General features: G+C 43.8%; 18 protein-coding genes. 4 read left to right on the top strand and 14 right to left on the bottom strand.

Annotation, left to right across the window (positions count from 1 at the left end; all coding sequences use genetic code 11):
• Positions 1-101: 101 nt before the first annotated feature.
• The 3 genes from KTR07_RS18165 to KTR07_RS18155 form a co-directional block, all read right to left on the bottom strand.
• Complete coding sequence (locus KTR07_RS18165) at positions 102-770, bottom strand: DNA alkylation repair protein (protein ID WP_113748890.1); 669 nt, start codon at positions 768-770, stop codon at positions 102-104.
• An 8-nt stretch (positions 771-778) separates the two neighbouring features.
• The gene (locus KTR07_RS18160) at positions 779-2,827 is read right to left on the bottom strand and encodes a dihydrofolate reductase (RefSeq protein WP_072067454.1); all 2,049 of its coding nucleotides are present in this window, start codon (positions 2,825-2,827) and stop codon (positions 779-781) included.
• A 94-nt stretch (positions 2,828-2,921) separates the two neighbouring features.
• Positions 2,922-3,386, bottom strand: a complete 465-nt coding sequence (locus tag KTR07_RS18155; RefSeq protein ID WP_008763211.1) for an AraC family transcriptional regulator — start codon at positions 3,384-3,386, stop codon at positions 2,922-2,924.
• A gap of 268 nt (positions 3,387-3,654) precedes the next feature.
• Here KTR07_RS18155 and recQ point away from each other — a divergent pair, with 268 nt between their 5' ends.
• The gene (gene recQ / locus KTR07_RS18150; RefSeq protein ID WP_165938127.1) at positions 3,655-5,460 is read left to right on the top strand and encodes a DNA helicase RecQ; all 1,806 of its coding nucleotides are present in this window, start codon (positions 3,655-3,657) and stop codon (positions 5,458-5,460) included.
• 148 nt (positions 5,461-5,608) lie between these two features.
• Here recQ and KTR07_RS18145 read toward each other — a convergent pair whose 3' ends face one another.
• Genes KTR07_RS18145 through cysK form a run of 3 tightly spaced genes read right to left on the bottom strand, consistent with a single transcriptional unit; the run spans position 5,609 to position 8,525 of the window.
• Positions 5,609-6,697, bottom strand: coding sequence for an acyltransferase (locus tag KTR07_RS18145; protein ID WP_008767707.1), 1,089 nt, complete (start codon positions 6,695-6,697; stop codon positions 5,609-5,611).
• Positions 6,698-6,745: 48 nt separating this feature from the next.
• Complete coding sequence (locus KTR07_RS18140; RefSeq protein WP_008763207.1) at positions 6,746-7,564, bottom strand: lipopolysaccharide assembly protein LapB; 819 nt, start codon at positions 7,562-7,564, stop codon at positions 6,746-6,748.
• Positions 7,565-7,574: 10 nt separating this feature from the next.
• Positions 7,575-8,525 (bottom strand): cysteine synthase A, encoded by a 951-nt coding sequence (cysK, locus tag KTR07_RS18135; RefSeq protein ID WP_008767706.1) that lies wholly within the window; start codon positions 8,523-8,525, stop codon positions 7,575-7,577.
• Between the two features lie 88 nt (positions 8,526-8,613).
• Here cysK and KTR07_RS18130 point away from each other — a divergent pair, with 88 nt between their 5' ends.
• From KTR07_RS18130 to KTR07_RS18120, 3 genes are read left to right on the top strand one after another with little or no spacing between them, the layout of a single operon-like run.
• Positions 8,614-10,449 carry an LTA synthase family protein gene (locus KTR07_RS18130; RefSeq protein ID WP_008767705.1) on the top strand — a complete coding sequence of 612 codons (1,836 nt, stop codon included), beginning with the start codon at positions 8,614-8,616 and terminating at the stop codon, positions 10,447-10,449.
• Positions 10,450-10,488: 39 nt separating this feature from the next.
• Positions 10,489-11,166, top strand: a complete 678-nt coding sequence (lpxF, locus tag KTR07_RS18125) for a lipid A 4'-phosphatase (RefSeq protein ID WP_011108022.1) — start codon at positions 10,489-10,491, stop codon at positions 11,164-11,166.
• Between the two features lie 8 nt (positions 11,167-11,174).
• Positions 11,175-11,804: a class I SAM-dependent methyltransferase gene (locus KTR07_RS18120; RefSeq protein ID WP_008767703.1), complete on the top strand. Its 630-nt coding sequence runs from the start codon at positions 11,175-11,177 to the stop codon at positions 11,802-11,804.
• A gap of 5 nt (positions 11,805-11,809) precedes the next feature.
• Here the strand turns inward: KTR07_RS18120 and KTR07_RS28465 are convergent, their stop codons facing one another.
• The 8 genes from KTR07_RS28465 to KTR07_RS18085 form a co-directional block, all read right to left on the bottom strand.
• The gene (locus KTR07_RS28465) at positions 11,810-11,899 is read right to left on the bottom strand and encodes a WD40-like domain containing protein (protein ID WP_371737218.1); all 90 of its coding nucleotides are present in this window, start codon (positions 11,897-11,899) and stop codon (positions 11,810-11,812) included.
• Positions 11,899-13,131: a DUF4784 domain-containing protein gene (locus KTR07_RS18115; RefSeq protein WP_254306560.1), complete on the bottom strand. Its 1,233-nt coding sequence runs from the start codon at positions 13,129-13,131 to the stop codon at positions 11,899-11,901. Before KTR07_RS18115 ends, KTR07_RS28465 begins: the two co-directional genes overlap by 1 nt.
• A gap of 203 nt (positions 13,132-13,334) precedes the next feature.
• Positions 13,335-14,396, bottom strand: a complete 1,062-nt coding sequence (leuB, locus tag KTR07_RS18110; RefSeq protein WP_008767701.1) for a 3-isopropylmalate dehydrogenase — start codon at positions 14,394-14,396, stop codon at positions 13,335-13,337.
• A gap of 90 nt (positions 14,397-14,486) precedes the next feature.
• Complete coding sequence (locus tag KTR07_RS18105) at positions 14,487-16,016, bottom strand: alpha-isopropylmalate synthase regulatory domain-containing protein (protein ID WP_008763199.1); 1,530 nt, start codon at positions 16,014-16,016, stop codon at positions 14,487-14,489.
• Entirely contained in the window at positions 15,992-16,594 is a 603-nt protein-coding gene (gene leuD, locus KTR07_RS18100) for a 3-isopropylmalate dehydratase small subunit (RefSeq protein ID WP_008763198.1), read from the bottom strand. Before leuD ends, KTR07_RS18105 begins: the two co-directional genes overlap by 25 nt.
• 42 nt (positions 16,595-16,636) lie before the next feature.
• The gene (gene leuC / locus KTR07_RS18095) at positions 16,637-18,031 is read right to left on the bottom strand and encodes a 3-isopropylmalate dehydratase large subunit (RefSeq protein WP_008763197.1); all 1,395 of its coding nucleotides are present in this window, start codon (positions 18,029-18,031) and stop codon (positions 16,637-16,639) included.
• 77 nt (positions 18,032-18,108) lie between these two features.
• Complete coding sequence (locus KTR07_RS18090) at positions 18,109-19,605, bottom strand: 2-isopropylmalate synthase (protein ID WP_008763196.1); 1,497 nt, start codon at positions 19,603-19,605, stop codon at positions 18,109-18,111.
• Positions 19,606-20,001: 396 nt separating this feature from the next.
• A complete protein-coding gene (locus KTR07_RS18085) occupies positions 20,002-20,244 on the bottom strand; it encodes a hypothetical protein (protein ID WP_008763195.1) in 243 nt (80 codons plus the stop codon).
• Between the last annotated feature and the right edge of the window lie 182 nt (positions 20,245-20,426).

Here is a 20,426-nt window from a genome sequence, read left to right as displayed (position 1 = left end):
TATTAAGTAATAAGTATTAAGTAATAAGTATTAGGTATTAACCGTAGCTACTTAGATTCCATGCGGCGGATATCCGCATGGTAATACTTAATACTTATTACTTAATACTTATCACTAGCTTCTTCTTTTACCATATTATAGAGCATCTGCTCCGCTTCCACTGTGGAATCTGCCATTCCTTCAACCATCCGGCATACACGGAAAGCATGTTCTTCGTTATGCTGCATATACTTACGGATAGCCAGAAGAGCTGCATTCCGCACATGATAGCTTTCTGAATGAACAGCGCAAAGTGCCTGGTCGAGCAATTCGCCGGAGGCTCTTTCTGTCATATCTCCCTTTTTCATCAAAAGACGGGCAGCCGTCAGGAAACCGCATGTCTGCACATATTCCTGTTCATCAGCCATCCAATGAAAAGATTTAGCAGGGGCATACGGCAAATGCTGGAAAAGATTCATACAGGTCAGTTCCGCAATCTCTATGTTACGGATACTTTCTACCCAGATATCAGCTATTTCGGGATAAAAGGTATCCACAGGCTGCAACATGGCTGCCATGATTTTGCATTCGCGAATGTCTTCTTTCCACAATGCCTGCGCCAGGTCATGGTTCTTTTCATACCCTTCGACAATCATCTTTATGCGGGGGATTTCGACTCCGAAATTGAGTTTGTATACCAATCCCTTCTCACGCATACTTTGGGACACAGCCCCGTTCATAGAGAGACGGAGCTGTGTTTTGATATCCTTCAGTTGTTCTTTTATATCCATTTTCAATATTAATTATTTACGGAAGGCAACGGAGAATAATCTTTGCTGTAGCGCAACATTTGTTCTACATAGTCTTCATCATAAGACACGGTAACGTCCGTGATATTTCCATCCTTGTCAGTCACCAGTTCATAAACCGGATTTATAAAACCTTTGTAAGGAGCCAGATTCAGTTTCTTATAGCGTGCCAACACTTCGGCGTGCAAAGCAGGATCAACCTTCACGGCATAATTTTCGACCAATGTACGGGCACCCTCAAAATCACCGGTCGATTTGATTCGCTGGATTTCAGCCAGCAGTTCACCAAACAACTGACGGACTTTCTCATAATCATTGACTACAACATAGGTCTTTCCGTCCCTCTTCACCATTTCGACCACTTTGTCGGGAGCACCTTTTTCAAATACCCAGCGGGCAATCAGCTGACGGTTGCGCATATGAGCTTCTTCGATATTATTTCCCGGTTCGATACGTACAAGCTGAGTCATCAGACCGTTCATCAGGAAAGTATAATATTCAGCTTTATAAGCCTCCGCATCCGGAACAAGTTTCAGTTCCACCAGTTTCGGGTCGGCCACATAATACAATCCGAACAGGTCGGCACGTGCTTCTTCTATAGTGGAACCATACGCTTTCAAAGCGTCAGGGTCTACTCCCGGAAGCAATTTGCCCGAACCATGTCCCAGACATTCATGTAAGTCTGTATGAAGTTCACCTGTCAGGTCGCCATATTGGTCGATCCGCTGTCTCTCTTCGTCATTGCAGACAAACTCTTCATTGAATCCGTTACCGTGGGCAGCTTTATTATAAGCATCTGTGATATTGCCGATAGTAACTGACTTAGAGCCGTGATGGGCACGAATCCAGTTAGCGTTCGGAAGATTGATGCCGATGGCAGTTGCAGGATATAAGTCGCCGGCAAGAATAGCGGCAGTGATCACCTTGGCAGATACCCCTTTTACCTTTTCCTTTTTGAAAGATTTATCAACCGGCGAATGATCTTCGAACCATTGCGCATTGCTGCTGATAATCTCTGTGCGGTGCGTAGCACCCAAGTCTTTGAAGTTGACCAGTGATTCCCAGCTGGCTTTCACTCCCAGCGGATCGCCGTAACTTTCTGTAAAGCCATTAACGAAGTCAATTCTTGAATCAAGGTCTTTCACCCAAAGGATAGCATATTCATCGAAGTCTTTCAGGCTGCCTGTTTCGTAAAATTGAATCAGTTTGCTGATCACAGCTTTCTGTGCATCATTTTCGGCAACCGTTTCCGCTTTCTTCAACCAGTACACAATCTTTTCAATCGCCTGAGTATAAAGTCCGCCTACCTTCCAGACTTTTTCCTGTATTTTCCCATCTTCTTTCACCAATCGGCTGTTGAGTCCGTAAGAAACCGGAGTTTCATCTTTTGGGTCTTTCATTGCTCCGTAGAAGCTTTCCGCTTCCTGCTGAGTGACTCCGTCGTAATAATTGCAGGCAGAAGTCAGCACCAAGTCTTCACCGTCCGCCTGATTTACACGCTTTGCCAGGATAGCCGGATCAAACATAACCGGGAAGAGCTCATCACAGAGTTGTTCGGCAGTCTGTCCTTCTGATAACGGAAGTAATTGGGCGTCCGTTCCGAGCACTGCCTGTTTCAAGAAGTCCTGCGAGAAACCGGGCACAAACTTTTCCATGCCGTAATGATGATGAATACCATTGGAGAACCATACCCGTTTGAGGTACACTTCCATATTTTTGAAGTCGGGAGCCGACTTGTCTCCTTTATAATTGGTGTAAACGGCTTCGAGCATCCGACGGATTCTCAGGTTATACTTTCCGTTCTGATCAAACAGGATGTCGCGTCCTTCCAGCGCAGCCTGAGTCAAGTAATAAACCAGTTCTTTCTGTTTCAGCGTCAAGGTTTCGAATTCGGGAACCTTGTACCGCAATATTTGTAAGTCTGCAAATTGTTCCACTGTATAATCAAATTTATCTGCCTCAGCAGTTGTTGTTTTGGCCCCACCGCAGGATGCAAGGATCGTAGCGGTAACTGCCATCGAAATAAAATGTTTTTTCATAATTACTGATATTGATTAATTAAATAAGAAAAGGAATTATCCCCGAACTTTTCATTCAGAGGTAATTCCTTTTGGTCAGTATCGGAAAACGCAATTACTTCTTACTTTCAGCGTGTTTCTTGCGATATCCGTTAGGAGTTTCACCTACGTTCTTGTAAAATGCAGCGTAAAAAGATTGACGATTTGCAAAGCCAACCATTGCACTGATTTCTTCCACATTCTTGTCGGCATAACGCTTGTCTGTCAACAAATGCAGAGCGTCTTTCACTCTGTACTCATTCAACAAACAAGAGTAGTTCATACCAAAACGAGAATTCACTACTGCAGAAAGGTAGCGAGTATTGGTCTTCAACTCTTTAGCCAAATCTTTAGCTGAATAGTCAGGATCTTTATACTTCTTCTGAACTACTACAATGTTCAGAATCTTGTCATACAACTCGTCTGCCAGTTCCGGTCTGATTAATGACCGATATGCAGCCTTCTTTTCTTTCTTTTCCCTCAAATTGTAGGGACGTTTCTTTGGAGCTTCCTCCGCTTTTTTGTTCTCTAAATCACTCATTGAATTAACTGGTTAGGGTTTGTTTATTTGTTATTAATTGCTCATTCGCAACGTTACATGTTACAAATGTCTTACTTTTTTTTTAAACACACAATTATTTTGTGCATTTTTTTCTAATAAAACAATCAAAAACCTTGAAAAAGAGGAATTAAGGGTGAATAATAAGAAACTTTAACTCTTGGGGCATTAAAATCAAAACAGAAATCGAGACATGATAAAGATTGCTAAGGAAAAGCGTACCTTTGCCACAAAGTTTAAACAAATGTTGATGAAAGAAACTCTAAAATCATATTTCGGTTATGACAGCTTCCGACCCTTACAGGAAGAAATCATCCGCCACCTGTTGAACAAGCAGGATTCACTGGTACTGATGCCCACCGGAGGAGGTAAATCGATCTGTTATCAACTACCTGCATTGCTTTCTGAAGGAACGGCTGTAGTGGTCTCCCCGCTTATCTCACTGATGAAAGACCAGGTAGAAACATTGCAAGCCAACGGCATCGCAGCAGGAGCACTCAATAGCAGCAATGACGAAACGGAAAATACCAATCTCCGCCGTGCCTGTATCGAAGGACGCCTGAAACTGCTTTATATTTCACCGGAGAAGCTGATAGCGGAAAAGGACTATCTGTTGCGGGATATGAGTATTTCGCTCTTCGCAATTGACGAAGCCCACTGTATTTCCCAATGGGGACATGACTTCCGTCCTGAATATACACAAATGGGAATGCTCCATCAGCAATTTCCGCAGGTACCGATTATTGCATTAACGGCAACAGCCGATAAAATAACCCGTGAGGATATAATCCGACAGTTGCATCTGATACAGCCCCGGACGTTTATTTCTTCTTTCGACCGTCCCAACATCAGCCTGGACGTAAAACGCGGTTTTCAGGCAAAAGAGAAGAATAAAGCGATTCTGGAGTTTATCCATCGCCACAGAGAAGAAAGTGGAATCATTTATTGTATGAGCCGTAATAAAACGGAAACTGTAGCACAAATGCTGCAAAAGCAGGGAATCCGATGCGGTGTCTACCATGCCGGATTGTCTCCGCAGCATCGGGACGAGACTCAGAATGACTTCATTAATGACCGTATTCAGGTAGTATGCGCCACCATTGCTTTTGGTATGGGAATTGACAAATCGAATGTCCGATGGGTTATTCATTATAATCTTCCTAAAAGTATTGAAAGTTTTTATCAGGAAATCGGGCGTGCCGGACGGGATGGCTTACCAAGCGATACTGTATTGTTCTATTCACTGGGCGATCTGATCCTGTTAACTAAATTCGCCACAGAAAGCAACCAACAGACAATCAATCTGGAAAAGTTGCAACGTATGCACCAATACGCAGAAGCGGACATCTGCCGCAGAAGAATCCTGCTGAGCTATTTCGGAGAAACCTCAACAGAAGATTGTGGCAACTGTGATGTCTGTAAAAACCCTCCACAACGCTTTGACGGTACAGTCATCGTACAAAAAGCGTTGAGCGCCATAGCTCGTGCAGAACAACAAATAAGTACAGGGATATTAATTGATATTCTTCGTGGAAGTTATTCGGCAGAAGTTACGGCAAAAGGATATCAGGAATTAAAGACGTTTGGCGCAGGAAGAGACATACCACCTCGTGACTGGCAGGATTATTTACTTCAAATGCTACAACTAGGCTATTTCGAAATAGCCTACAATGAAAATAACCATCTCAAAATCACTCCAAGCGGAAGTAACATTCTTTTTGGAAAAGCGAAAGCAATGCTTGCCGTGATTCATCGGGAAGAAATCGTCACAGGAAAAGGGAAAAAGAAGAAGGTGGTCATCGCAAAAGAACTTCCTTTCGGTATCCCCGGTGGAGAAAACGAAGATTTATTCGAAGCACTACGGGGATTGCGGAAACAGATTGCCGATCAGGATGGTCTTCCGGCATATATCATTCTATCGGATAAGGTGTTGCATCTGCTCAGTATTTCACGGCCGACTACCATCGAAGCATTCGGAGAAATCAGTGGTATCGGAGAGTTTAAGAAGAAGAAATATGGAAAAGAGTTTGTGAATCTGATTAAGCAGTTTGTATAATAATGTATTGAGCCGTCCCATCGATTTACCTTTAATAAAGAGTAACTTATTCAAGCGTAACCAGGAAGGACCATATAATAAGATGAGTAAACAAAAAAGGGAAGCAATCGCTTCCCTTTTTTGTTTAATTCAAGAACATCCGATCTATTTAGCCTATAATCCATTTACTGCCCGGTATGAATGAGATAATCTTTGTCGTTATATAACAGCAGACAAATGTAGTCACTGCAATACATGGGATGGCGGAAACAGTAGGCAGTTCCAGCGTATTTTTGAATACTGTCGCCCATAACCCGAGCCAGAATATATGCATAAGGTACATACCATAGCTAAGTTTCGACATATCTGTTACGAAACGCGGAGCTTCCGGCCGATTTATACAAGTGAAGAGAAGGAATGTACCCGCTGTAAGAAGTACACAGTTAATCGTACAGAAAGCCCATCCTATTTCTATGACAGGGGTAGAATGAGTAATTCCGGGAATAGCCTGTATATAGAATGAGTAAATAGTCAGCGCAGCCCCGGCAACCATTGAAATGAGTCCTACAATGAAACGTTTGGAACGATCCCATTTTAAGTGTACACGTATGTAGTGTGCCAACACAAGATATCCAAGATAGCCTGAGAAATACCACAACATATGGTATTCGTTCCAAAAACACTGCCCCCACACTTCACCAAACCAGCGATTGAAGTACGGCATACACGTTGATAACAGGAACAGTCCTATGAAGAAACGTTCTTCTTTTGCAGTGGCTTTACTCAACCAAGGAGATATAATAGGTATAAACAGGTAAAGACTTATCAGGGGATACATGAACCAAAGGTGTCCGGCAAGCGTCGGGAAGTTCAGGAATATTCGAGACATATCCTTTATTGATGTCTCGCTGTCTATCTGTCCCCACAACATCGGCAGGATACTATAGAGTATCATAAATATAAAAAACGGTGGCAGGATATGAGTGAAGCGTCGGCGGTAGAACTGCCATGAAGTCTGTCCCTCCTTCATCGGTACCAGCAGATAAGCAGAGACAATCATAAACAATGGTACTGCCATGCGTGAAAAACCATCGTACACGGCCACCCACAATCGGTCTGCTTCACTGGCTAAAAAAGATTGCGGTCCCGCCATGTCCGTAGATCCGGCAGCACCATAAAAGTTTTCACTGGCGTGTACCACCATAACGAGGAAACATGCGAACACGCGCACGTAATCTAAAAAAACAATACGTTTCATTTTCTGTTTGGGTATTAATTAGTAGTAATATGTTTTTAGTTTTGTCTTTTATTTACATTGTTTCAGCTGCTCGTGCAAATCAGCAGGAGGTATGCCCAGCGAAATAGCTTTTTCAAAGTCCATCTTTGCCAATGCTTTCTTTTTCTGTGTCAGATAAATATTGCCACGCAACAAATAGGCATCCGCCGAAGAAGGATTCAGGCGAATAGCTTCCTCCAAATCGACCAAAGCCAGATCTTCATGCTTCATCTCCCGTTCCACATCTGCACGGGCAATGTAAAGAGTCGCGTCTTCGGGAGTTGCCGTAATCATCTTATTAAGAATTTCGAGCGCTTCCTTGAATTTTCCTTCTTTCTGTTCCAAGGTAGCCAGCCCAAGCCGACCGCTATAACTTTGCGGGTCAATCTCCAACAAGCGATTATAATCGATTCGTGCCGCGGGGTAATCCCTCCGGAGCACATAGATATATGCCCGCATCAACAGCGCTTCTTTATTCTGTTTATCTTCGTCAAGTACCTGACAATAATCGGTATAAGCACGGTCTGTATTCCCCATTTCCAGATTAATCGCAGCTCGGTCCAGCAGAATAGGTACTGCCAATGGAGCAAAGTTCAGCGCAAAAGAATAAGATTCGAGTGCCTTGTCATATTCACCCAACCGACGCTGCACCAATCCCAGATTGGAAAAAAGCATAGCATTCTTTGCATTCTTCGGCTCCAGTTTCAAAGCCTGAAGCAGTAGTTCTTCGGCTTTGGAAAGACTGTCCATTTCGATATATTCAATTGCCTTTTCTGATAATTGCTGATAGGTCTGCGCACACAGGGCAACCGGAAAGCTAAGAAATAAAATTAAAATAATTCTTATCATGATTCAAATATTAATCCAAAGGATAGGCATCAAAAGCGAACAACTCGGTCGACAGATAGCGTTCTCCCGTATCAGGTAACAACGCAACGATTTTTTTGTTCCTGAACTCCGGACGCTGTGCCAACTGTCGGGCTGCATATACGGCCGCTCCCGAAGAGATTCCGGCCAGCAAACCTTCTGTCGCAGCCAGCTCTCGCCCCGCACGAATGGCTTCGTCATCGGGCACACCTATCACTTCATCCACTACAGAAGCATCATAAAGTTTCGGAATAAAATTCGCCCCGATTCCCTGTATGCGGTGTGATGCTGCCTGACCTCCTGCCAATATGGGAGACGACGCAGGTTCAACCGCAACGATATGAACATCCGGATTATGTTTTTTTAAGGCGCGTGCCACGCCGCAAATCGTACCTCCGGTTCCTACTCCGGCAACGAACACTGCCACTTCACCATCCGTATCCCGCCAGATTTCCTCTCCTGTTGTCCGCTCATGGACAGCAGCATTCGAAGGATTTTCAAACTGTTGCAGGATCACAGATCCGGGGATACTATCGCGCAACTCCTGCGCCTTGGCAATAGAAGCAGCCATCCCGCCCAAGCCATCTGTTAGCACAATCTGCGCCCCCAGTGCTTTCAACAGGTTTCGCCGTTCCAAGCTCATCGTTTCGGGCATAGTCAATATCAAGTGATACCCTTTAATGGTAGCTACCATCGCCAGTCCGACTCCCGTATTTCCGCTGGTCGGTTCGATAATGGTGGCACCGGGTTTCAGTGCCCCGCGGGCCTCCGCATCTTCAATCATAGAAAGAGCGACTCTGTCTTTTACGCTTCCCGCCGGATTAAAAGCCTCCAGTTTAGCGATAATATTCTGATTAAGACCATACTTTCCACTATATCCGGAAAGTTCCATTAGAGGTGTATTACCCACTAAATCTGTTAATTTATTCGCAATTTTTGCCATCATTCACCTCGTTTTATCAGGTTGATGCGCAAAGATACAGAAAAGAATTGTACCTTTGTCTCCGTTCAATATTTTTAAGTTTATAGATATGAAAAAGAGAATCCTGCAATTTCTCACGACTTATTTTTTGTTCGTTCTTCTGTTTGTCCTTCAAAAACCTATTTTCATGGCTTACTACCATGAACTCTATACAGACGCCTCAATCGGCGATTATTTCAGCGTGATGTGGCACGGCTTGCCGCTGGATTTCTCACTGGCAGGATATCTGACTGCCATCCCGGGCTTCCTGCTTATCGCTTCCGCCTGGACGAAATCTTCCATACTACGCCGCATCCGGCAAGGTTACTTTGGAATCATCGCTTTTGTGATGTCCTGCATCTTCATCATCGATCTGGGCTTATACGGTTTCTGGGGATTCCGGCTGGATGCCACCCCGATCTTCTACTTCTTCTCATCTCCGAAAGATGCCATGGCAAGCGTCAGCTTCTGGTTCATATTACTCGGAATCCTAGCTATGCTGATCTATGCAGCCATCCTCTACGGTATTTTCTACGCCGTACTTATCCGGGAGAAAGCACCGTTGAAGATACCTTATCAGCGGCAGTATGTATCTCTCGTCCTTTTATTACTGACAGCTGCGCTCTTCATTCCTATCCGTGGCGGTTTTTCCGTATCGACAATGAACCTGAGCAAAGTATACTATAGCCAAAACCAACGGATGAATCATGCAGCCATCAATCCGGCATTCAGTTTTATGTATTCTGCTACCCATCAAAACAATTTCGATAAGCAATATCGGTTTATGGACCCGAAAGTTGCAGATGACCTGTTGGCCGAAATGCTGGATAAACCTGTGGCAGCAACAGACAGTATCCCGCAAATTCTAAATACTCAACGCCCGAATATCATCTTTATTATCCTCGAAAGTTTTTCTACACACTTAATGGAAACAATGGGGGGACAGCCGAATGTAGCAGTGAATATGGATAAATTCGGTAAAGAAGGAGTGTTATTCACTAATTTCTACGCAAACAGTTTCCGGACGGATCGAGGACTGGCATCTATTATCAGTGGTTATCCCGGTCAGCCGAGTACCAGCATAATGAAGTATCCTGAGAAAACGGACGGACTTCCTTCCATTCCTCGCAGTCTGAAAAATGCCGGATACAGTTTGGAATACTATTACGGAGGGGATGCAGACTTCACCAATATGCGCTCTTATTTGGTTTCATCGGGTATTGAGAAGATTATCTCCGAGACGGATTTTCCTTTGTCCGAACGTCAGGGTAAATGGGGAGCACCGGATCATACACTTTTCCAACGTTTCCTGAAAGACCTCAAAGAAGAGAAGCAGCAGGAACCTTTCTTTAAAATCGTGCAAACATCAAGCAGTCACGAGCCGTTTGAAGTTCCGTTCTACCGATTAGACGATAAAGTGCTGAATGCTTTCGCCTATGCTGATAGTTGCGTAGGAGATTTTGTGAGACAGTATAAGGAGACCCCGATGTGGAAGAATACACTGATCGTACTTGTACCGGATCATTTGGGAGCTTATCCGCGTCCGGTAGAAAATCCGCTGGAAGGGCATACAATTCCGCTAATACTGATCGGAGGGGCCGTGAAAGAACCACGAGTAGTAGACACATACGCTTCGCAGATCGATATTGCCGCTACGCTGCTTTCTCAGCTCGGATTGCCGCATGATGACTTTACTTTCAGCAAGAATATCTTTAATCCGTCTTCTCCCCACTTCGGGTATTTCACGGAACCGACACTGTTTGGCATGGTGACTGCGGAAAATCAATTAGTGTACAATCTGGATGCCAACACCGTCCAGATAGATGAGGGGACAGAGAAAGGAGCCAATCTGGAAAAAGGCAAAGCCTTCCTTCAGAAACTATATGATGACCTGGCTAAGCGATAAGATCAGACAAATCCACCTTTTAATAATACGATTTATTTTATGATAGAATTTCTTTCGGATATAGACACCCAACTGCTTTTGTTCTTCAATGGAATACATTCGCCTTTCTGGGATTACTTCATGAGTGCATTCACAGGTAAAGTTATATGGGTCCCGATGTATGCCAGTATCTTATATATACTGCTCAAGAATTTTCATTGGAAAGTGGCTTTGTGCTATGTGGTAGCGATCGCCCTCACTATCACGTTTGCCGATCAGATGTGCAATAGTTTTCTTCGTCCGCTGGTAGGTCGCCTGCGTCCCTCCAATCCGGAAAATCCGATAGCGGATTTGGTCTATATTGTGAATGGAAGACGAGGAGGAGGATTCGGTTTCCCTTCCTGTCATGCTGCCAATTCTTTCGGACTTGCCATATTTCTGATTTGCCTGTTCCGTAAACGCTGGTTAAGCATATTTATCGTACTTTGGGCATTTACCAACTCTTATACACGCCTGTACCTGGGATTGCATTATCCCGGTGATTTAGTAGCAGGAGCCATTATCGGTGGATTCGGAGGTTGGCTGTTCTACTTTATCGCCCACAAGTTAACGGCACGACTTCAGTCAGACACTCCTGTTCCTGGAAAGGGTGCCGGAATGAAACAAACAGAAGTTATGATCTATACCGGATTGCTGACTTTAGCAGGCATTATCATCTATTCCATCGTGCAAAGTTAGTTTATAACATGGGCAAAAGAAATATCATCCATAAGTTATTCCACAATCTCAAAAAGCCTGAAGGCTTTTGGGGAAGAGTCATTCTCCGGGAAATGAACAAACGACACACTTTGCTTTCCGAATGGGGAATGTCACATATAGTATGGAATAAGGAATGGAATGTGCTCGACATTGGTTGCGGTGGCGGAGCCAATCTTACACAGCTGATGCATCGCTGTCCGCAAGGAAAAGCATACGGCATTGACATTTCTCCGGAAAGTGTCCTTTTCGCACAGAAGAAAAACAAGAAATATCTTTCCACCCGCTGTTTTATAGAACAAGGCACGGTAGACACACTGCCTTATACCGATGAAATGTTCGACGTGGTCACTGCCTTCGAGACGGTTTACTTTTGGAACGATCTTCCGAAAGCATTCACCGAAGTAACACGGGTATTAAAGCGAAACGGACATTTCCTGATTTGCTGCGAACTGAATAACCTGTCAGTCAAAACTTGGACAAATCTGATTGACGGGATGATTATTCGTTCTTGTGATGAATTGAAATCCATACTCTTGCAGTCCGGCTTTGTCTCCATTGCTTCATATAAGCATGAAAAAGGGCCTTTGTGCATAGTAGCCCGGAGAAGAGCTGAGTAATAACCTTATCGGGCTAATACGATTTCTGAATAAGGAAATCCGCCCCCTGGATATAATGACTCCCAGCTACCTTTTAGTAAATCATATACATAAATCAGCCTTCCATTCCGACTACCATCAAAAACAATACATAAAGCTCCTGTTTCTTAAAATCATCCGAAACAAGTGTGGCTACTGAACACGCAGCATTAGGGAATGTGGTGAAAGGTTCATCCAGCATCTTTGTAGTCGGGTTCCATAGCCTAAATTCTGTTCCATCTCCCTCTGTTATTGTAGCACCATTTCTCTTCGATACGATATATCCGCCAACACGTGTATATTTAGCCGTTCCCATACCTTCTACAGGCTTAACTATCCAAAAAGGGATCAATGCCACAGCCTCTATCGGTTCGCCAACATATATACTTTTCTCTTCTATATTTTGCCCGTTCAAGACTACTGGTGAAAAAGTTCCATCGCCGTTATCAGCCGAACAGAGTATATTTCCATCACTCATTTGTATACAGGGATAACGTGACAATGCTTCAGCCTTCATCCCTTCGGGCAGCAGAAAACCATAATCAGGTTTCTCCGGCACATACATTCTGGTATAGGGCATCACATTAACTGTTTTAACAAATAAACGGTCTCCGCCTTGATATACCCCAAATACAGAGTTAGCGGTCGCTATCCCCATTGTTACAAGCTGATCAGCTCCCGGCTTTTCCCAATAGTTCATAGAAAGATCATAAAGTCCGGTCGTACGGCGATCATCCTTCGTCCATACTCCACTAAGGCTCCAGCTTCCGGGAAGGTTGACTACACAAGAGAAGTCTTGATTGTCTGCAAGTCGTACTATCTCTGCCGTCTGAGGCTTTTCAAGATTGATGTATTCGATAGCATGAGGACGGTGGGTATTGGAACGGGAATTAATGATACCATAAAGCTGAAAATCTTTGGGTGCCTGTCCATCCGCCACCGAAATCTTTCCTAAAGACATCATTTGACCGGAGCAGCGTAACAAGATTTCCGTTGTAGAAGCAGGCCAGTGTCCGGGAGCCAGAAAAGTAATGCTCGTAGCCGTCTTTTCCGTTATAACACCCCGTCCCCCTTTAGCATATCCTTCATGCAGCACTTCGTCTTGAAGCGGCCAGCGAATATCGAACATGATTTCATCATTGTCTTGAAATCCTTTCGCCATTATCGTTACCTTTTCACCGGGCTTGAATACTGTTCCCGAAGCAGGCATTACAACATTGGTTACTAAAATCGGTTGTTCGTCCTTGTCATCAGAACTACACGCTGCAAGCAGCAAACCCAACAGTAAGAATAGATAATTTTTTGTCATAGCACTTGTGTATTAATCTGTGCAAATGTACTGTTTTTCATTAGCAAATATCTTACTCTTTTACTTTTTAACAGTCCGACTAGGTTTTTCTCCCAACGGACTCATTTTCTTCAGTAAAAAAACAAAGAAACGGAATGAACAAAAAAGAGGCTGAACTCCATTTAAAGAATCCAGCCTCCATATATCTTATTCAGAAGATCTGTTTAAGCCTTCTTGATATAGTCAACAATCCACTGTCCTACTTCCTTTGTACCGTATTTGGCACCATCGGCCACTTGAATTTCAGGTGTACGTACGTTTTCATCCAGTGATGCATCAACCGCCTTACGAATCAGCGCACCTTCTTCCTTGCAGTCGAAGTATTCAAATAACATAGCTACAGACAGAATCTGTGCCAACGGGTTCGCAATATTCAAGCCCTTCGCCTGTGGCCATGAACCATGAATCGGTTCGAATACCGGAGTACTTTCACCGGTAGAAGCCGAAGGAAGCAATCCCATAGAGCCGCTGATAACAGAACCTTCGTCAGTCAGAATATCCCCGAATGTATTTTCAGTCACCATCACGTCAAAGAAAGCTGGTTCTTGGATCATCTTCATGGCAGCATTATCCACAAACATATAGTCAGTTGTCACCTCCGGATAATTGGGAGCCATTTCCTGTGCAATCTGACGCCACAGACGGGAAGAAGCCAGAACATTTGCCTTGTCTACCACAGTCAGGTGCTTTCTGCGTTTCATTGCATATTCAAAAGCAACTTTCAGGATACGTTCAATTTCCGGACGAGTGTAGTAGTTTGTATCGTATGCTTTATCATTATCCTGATATTTCTCACCGAAGTACATACCGCCGGTCAGCTCACGGATGCAGATGAAATCCGCATTCTCAACCAGTTCCGCACGCAACGGAGATTTATGGATCAGGCATTTGAATGTCTGTACCGGACGAATATTAGCAAACAATCCCAATTTCTTACGCATTGCCAGCAATCCCTGCTCCGGACGAACTTTCGCAGTAGGGTCATTATCAAACTTCGGATCACCTACGGCTGAAAACAAAACAGCATCTGCATTCTTGCAAACCTCATATGTTTCTTCCGGGAACGGATCACCTACTTTATCAATCGCATCTGCACCGCAGATTGCATATTCGTAACTTACTTTGTGACCAAACTTCTCGCAAACGGCACTCATTACATCTACACCTTGTACCGAAATCTCCGGTCCGATACCGTCGCCTGCTAATACAGCAATTTTAAAATCCATGTTACTTTTCTTTTTATCTTTTATACTACTCAAAGTTAATTAATCTCTGTCATATCGGAAGCATCAAATGCATGTTAATATAAAATCAACTTATTCTTCAAGTAGATTCAACATCTTCATTGTTGCTTTGATGGCAGCCTCCGTCTGGTCGGCATCAAGTCCACGGGTACGGAACACCTGTTCGTCATAGTTCCAGGTAATTACTGTCTGCACAAATGCATCCGTACGCCCACCCGGTGGGATAGATACCGCATAATTCGTCAACATGGGGAATTTACGTCCTAACGTCACTTTATAAATTTTGCGCAACGCACGTACGAAAGCATCATACTGACCATCGCCACTTGAACTTTCTTCGTATTCCTTTCCGTTTATTTCGATCTTTAAAGTCGCCATCGGTTTCAGACCGTGAGCCAGATTTACAAAATAACTCTTCAGCTTGACCTTCTCGCCTATCGCCCCGTGTTTCAATACATCCGATACAATATACGGCAAATCCTCCTGAGTCACCAATTCTTTCTTGTCCCCCAGTTCAATGATTCGCTCCGTTACCTTGCGCATGGCATCTTCATCGAGTTCCAGTCCCAGATCTTCGAGGTTCTTACGGATATTTGCCTTCCCACTTGTTTTTCCTAATGCATACTCACGTTTACGTCCGAAACGTTCGGGAAGTAAATCATTACAATACAAATTATTCTTATTATCGCCGTCGGCGTGAACGCCTGCAACTTGTGTAAAGACATTCTCTCCCACAATCGGCTTATTGGCAGGAATTACAATACCGGAATAGGATTCTACTACCCGACTGACATCATTCAGGCGGCTTTCGTCAATATTGGTCATTGCATTGAAATGATCTTTCAGAATAGCCTGCACACTGGAAAGGGGCGCATTACCGGCCCGTTCGCCAAGTCCGTTGATCGTAGTATGCAGTCCTCTGACACCACTCAACACGGCAGCCAGCACATTACTTACCGCCAGATCATAGTCATTATGCGCGTGAAAATCAAAATGGGTATTCGGATAACGCTTCTTCATCTTCCGCATATATTCTATCACCTGCAGCGGGTTCAGGATTCCCAATGTATCGGGCAACATATAACGTCTGATGCTTGTCTGCTTCAAGCCATCCATCAACTGAAACACATATTCGGGAGAATCTTTCATTCCGTTACTCCAGTCTTCCAGATATACATTCACTCCGATATCCTGTTCATCTGCGTAATGTACTACGTTGATAATATCTGCGATATGTTCTTCGGGAGTCTTTTTCAATTGTTGGGTACAATGTTTCAATGACCCCTTACAAAGAAGATTGATGACACGGCACCCGGTACGTTGTATCCAGTCCACCGAAGTATGACCGTCCACAAATCCCAGCACTTCCACTTTCTGAAGCAGATTGCGGCGGGCTGCCCAATCACAAATCATCTTCACGGCTTCAAACTCACCTTCCGATACACGTGCTGAAGCAACCTCTACCCGGTCTACCTTCAAATCCTCCAATAGTAAACGGGCAATCATTAGTTTCTCATGGGGCACAAAAGATACTCCGCTGGTTTGTTCACCGTCACGGAGCGTTGTGTCCATGATCTCTATTTTGACGCCTTGTTTTCCCATTCTTCTATTTTATTTTTATTGCTTAGCAAGAAGTCTATGTCATCCAATCCGTTCATCAGACAAAGTTTCTTATAAGCGTTGATTTCAAAATGTTCACTCTTACCCGTTGCTTTATTAGTGATGGTCTGTTCGGGAAGGTTCACTTCCACTTCCATCTTCGGATCGGCAAAGATCGAGTCAAAGAGTTCCTGCAAAAATCCTTCAGTAACAACTACCGGAAGTACGAAGTTGTTCAGCTCATTATTTTTGTGAATATCGGCAAAGAAGCTCGATACTACCACACGGAAACCATATCCGGCAATCGCCCAGGCTGCGTGTTCGCGGCTGGAACCCGAACCGAAGTTCTTTCCTGCCACCAATATCTGTCCGCTATATGTAGGATCGTTCAGCACAAAATCTTTGTTCAAGGAACCATCGGCATTATAACGCCAGTCACGAAACAGGTTATCACCGAAAAACTTCTCTTCACGAGTCGTTGCTTTCAGAAAACGTGCCGGAATAATCTGGTCAGTATCTACATTCTCTAAAGGAAGGGGTACACAAGTACTTGTTATTATATTAAATTTTGTCTTAGCCATCTTTCTGTTTACAATTTAAATATTTACAAATTACGATTGAAATTACATCAGTTCACGCGGGTCGGTAATCACTCCTGTCACCGCAGCGGCAGCAGCAACCAACGGGCTGGCCAGTAAAGTACGGGCACCCGGTCCCTGACGACCTTCAAAGTTACGGTTGCTGGTCGATACTGAATATTTTCCTGCAGGAATCTTGTCATCATTCATCGCAAGGCATGCTGAACATCCCGGTTGACGGATTGCAAATCCCGCTTCAGTCAATATCTTGTCAATTCCTTCCTTACGAATCTGTGCATCAACCATCCATGATCCCGGAACCAGCCATGCGATTACATTATCCGCTTTCCTGCGTCCCTTCACTAGAGAAGCGAATGCGCGGAAGTCCTCAATACGGCCATTAGTACAAGCACCCAGAAATACGTAATCAATCTTTTTACCCAGTAACGATTCACCCGGCTGGAATCCCATATATTCCATCGATTTTTTGAAAGAAACCTGTGCAGCCTCTCCCATTCCTTCCGTAGTAGGAATGTTTTGCGTAATTCCCATTCCCATGCCCGGATTGGTTCCGTACGTAATCATCGGCTCGATATCCGCTGCATCAAAACGGACCTCCTGATCGAATACGGCGTCATCATCGCTCTTCAGCGTTTTCCAGTATTCCATAGCCTGATCCCATGCTTCCCCTTGCGGAGCATTCTCACGTCCTTTGATATATTCGAAAGTCACTTCGTCCGGGGCAACCATACCACCACGTGCTCCCATTTCAATGGACAGATTACAAAGAGTAAGACGTCCTTCCATAGTCAGATTGCGGATGGCCGAACCTGCATATTCCACGAAGTAACCGGTAGCTCCGCTGGTAGTCATCTTAGACATCATGTACAGAGCGACATCTTTCGCAGTCACTCCTTTACCCAGTTCGCCATCTACGGTAATTCGCATTGTTTTCGGTCTTGACTGAAGGATACATTGTGAAGCCAGTACCATTTCCACTTCACTGGTACCGATGCCGAAAGCGATAGCTCCCATTGCACCGTGAGTAGAAGTATGCGAGTCACCGCAAACAATCGTCATGCCCGGCAGTGTCAGTGCACGTTCCGGACCTACCACATGGATAATTCCGTTTTTAGGATGCATCATACCGAAATGGGTCAGACCGAAATCTTTCGCATTTTTCGTCAGTGTATCCACCTGAGTCTTGGAGATCGGGTCTTCAATCGGTTTATCCTGATCATGTGTCGGAGTATTATGGTCGGGCATACAGAATACCTTTTCCGGACGCAATACCTTGATGCCACGCTCGCGCAATCCGGCAAAAGCCTGCGGACTGGTCACTTCATGACAATATAAACGATCAATATAAAGTTGTGTCGGCCCATCTTCCACCGTAGTCACCACGTGGGCATCCCATATTTTATCAAATAATGTATTCATCTGTTATATCTATTTTTACTATGTATGATTTATAATTAATGCAGGGTACGTATTTCAGTACCACTTTCGCTGTTCCTTTATGCCTTGAATTTATTAATACAGTCAATATAAGCTTCTACCGATGCGGCTATAATATCCGTATTTGCTCCGAAGCCATAATAAATCTGATTATCATATTCCACCTGCATATGAACCTTACCTACATCATCACTTCCCTTGCTAATAGCCTGAATAGTGAATTCTTTCAATGTCATGTGACGATCTACGATCTTTTTCAGAGCCTTGATGGCAGCATCCACCGGACCATTACCACTCGCACAAGCTTCAAACTTCTCACCGGAAATATTCAGTCCCAGACTAGCAACCGAACGTACACCGACACCACTTGTCACCTGCAAATACTCCAACTTAATACGATGATTCTGGCTGCGGTCTGCTCCTGCCAATACCAATACATCATCATCATTGATATCTTTTTTCTTATCGGCCAGTTTCAGAAACTCCTCATATACCTTATCCAGTTTTTCCTGATCCAGGTTAACTCCCAACAACGACAGGCGATTCTTCAATGCCGCACGTCCGCTACGGGCAGTCAGTACGATAGAGTTATCATCGATGCCTACATCATGCGGATCGATAATCTCGTAAGTTTCTACATTCTTCAACACACCATCCTGATGGATACCCGATGAATGGGCAAAAGCATTGCGACCTACGATTGCTTTATTCGGCTGGACAGGCATATTCATCAAACTGGATACCATACGGCTGGTCGGATAAATCTTCTGTGTATTGATATTGGTCTGAATATCGATCTCATGATGACTCTTGATAATCATTGCGATTTCTTCGAGAGCGGTATTTCCAGCACGTTCGCCGATACCGTTAATGGTCACCTCTACCTGACGGGCTCCATTCAGAACACCAGCAATCGTATTTGCTGTTGCCATTCCCAAATCGTTATGACAGTGAGTAGAAAGAATCGCGTTATCAATGCCGTCTACATGATCAATCAAATATTTAATCTTTGCACCATATTCGGAAGGCAGACAGTAACCCGTTGTATCCGGTATATTCACCACTGTGGCTCCCGCTTTGATAACCGCTTCTACCACACGTGCCAGATATTCATTGTCGGTACGTCCTGCATCCTCTGCATAAAATTCCACATCATCCACAAAACGACGTGCATACTTCACTGCTGCTACCGCGCGTTCGATAATCTCTTCCCGATTGGAGTTGAATTTATATTTAATATGAGAATCAGAAGTACCGATACCTGTATGGATACGTTTATGCTTGGCGAATTTCAAAGCGTCTACCGCTACATCAATATCCTTCTGAACAGCACGGGTCAAAGCACAAATAGTGGGCCAAGTCACCGCTTTAGAAATTTCAATCACAGAATTAAAATCTCCCGGGCTGGAGATGGGGAAGCCGGCTTCAATTACATCGACCCCCAAAGCTTCGAGTGCCTTCGCTACCTGAATCTTCTCCACTGTGTTCAACTGGCATCCCGGAACCTGTTCACCATCCCGAAGGGTGGTATCAAAAATAAATAACCTATTGTCCATCTTCTATCATTTTATGTTATTATTGGCTCAAAAAAAAACCTTTCACACTTGGAAGTGAGAAAGGCTTTCGTATATTTTCAGTATACACATTTACGCGCAGCACTCACTTCCACTAACCTTTGATAGTAGAATAATAATACCGCATAGTAGAATATGTATAAACATCTGATTCATTTTTTGTCTCTTTTATAGTTTGACGGTGCAAAGGTATGGATTATTTCTGTACTACCAAATAATACGTTACTTTTTTATCGAAAATAATTTCATTTCATAAGTTAAAGTCGGTTATTAGCAGAAAAGTATTACTAATAAAGCCCCGTATTTCATCAAACAGAAAAAGGGGCATAGTGCGGACACACTATACCCCCTTTTAATTTATCGTTCTAAATCAATAGATTACTTTTTATCACAGCATTCCTTCTTTTCTGTGCAATCAGCTTTCTTATCGCAAGCAGTAGCACAAGAGTCTTTCGCCTGGCAGCAAGAGTCAGTTGCTTCAACAGCAACAGCTTCTACAGTTTCAACTGTTGCTTCTTCACCTTCAGAAGCGGCAGCGTTATTAGCTTTGTTACCAGAACAAGAGATCACAGCGAAAGAAAATGTTACTGCTACAGCAGCCAAAAAAAGTTTTGTTTTCATACCTTTTAATTTGCTTTAAACGTTTAATAAAATAATTGTCGTCGGCAAATATAGCTATTTTTTCCTAAACTGCCAAAACAAGAAATCCCCGCCAGTCAATAAAGACTGGCGAGGCTTCTCTAAAAATGGCGGCTACCTACTCTCCCACTGTTACGCAGTACCATCGGCGTGACGAGGCTTAA

This window comes from Bacteroides sp. MSK.20.82, from assembly GCF_019052485.1.
GTDB lineage: Bacteria > Bacteroidota > Bacteroidia > Bacteroidales > Bacteroidaceae > Bacteroides > Bacteroides thetaiotaomicron.
Note: the sequence above shows the minus strand (reverse complement) of the source record. Positions and strands in the feature narration are given on the sequence as shown.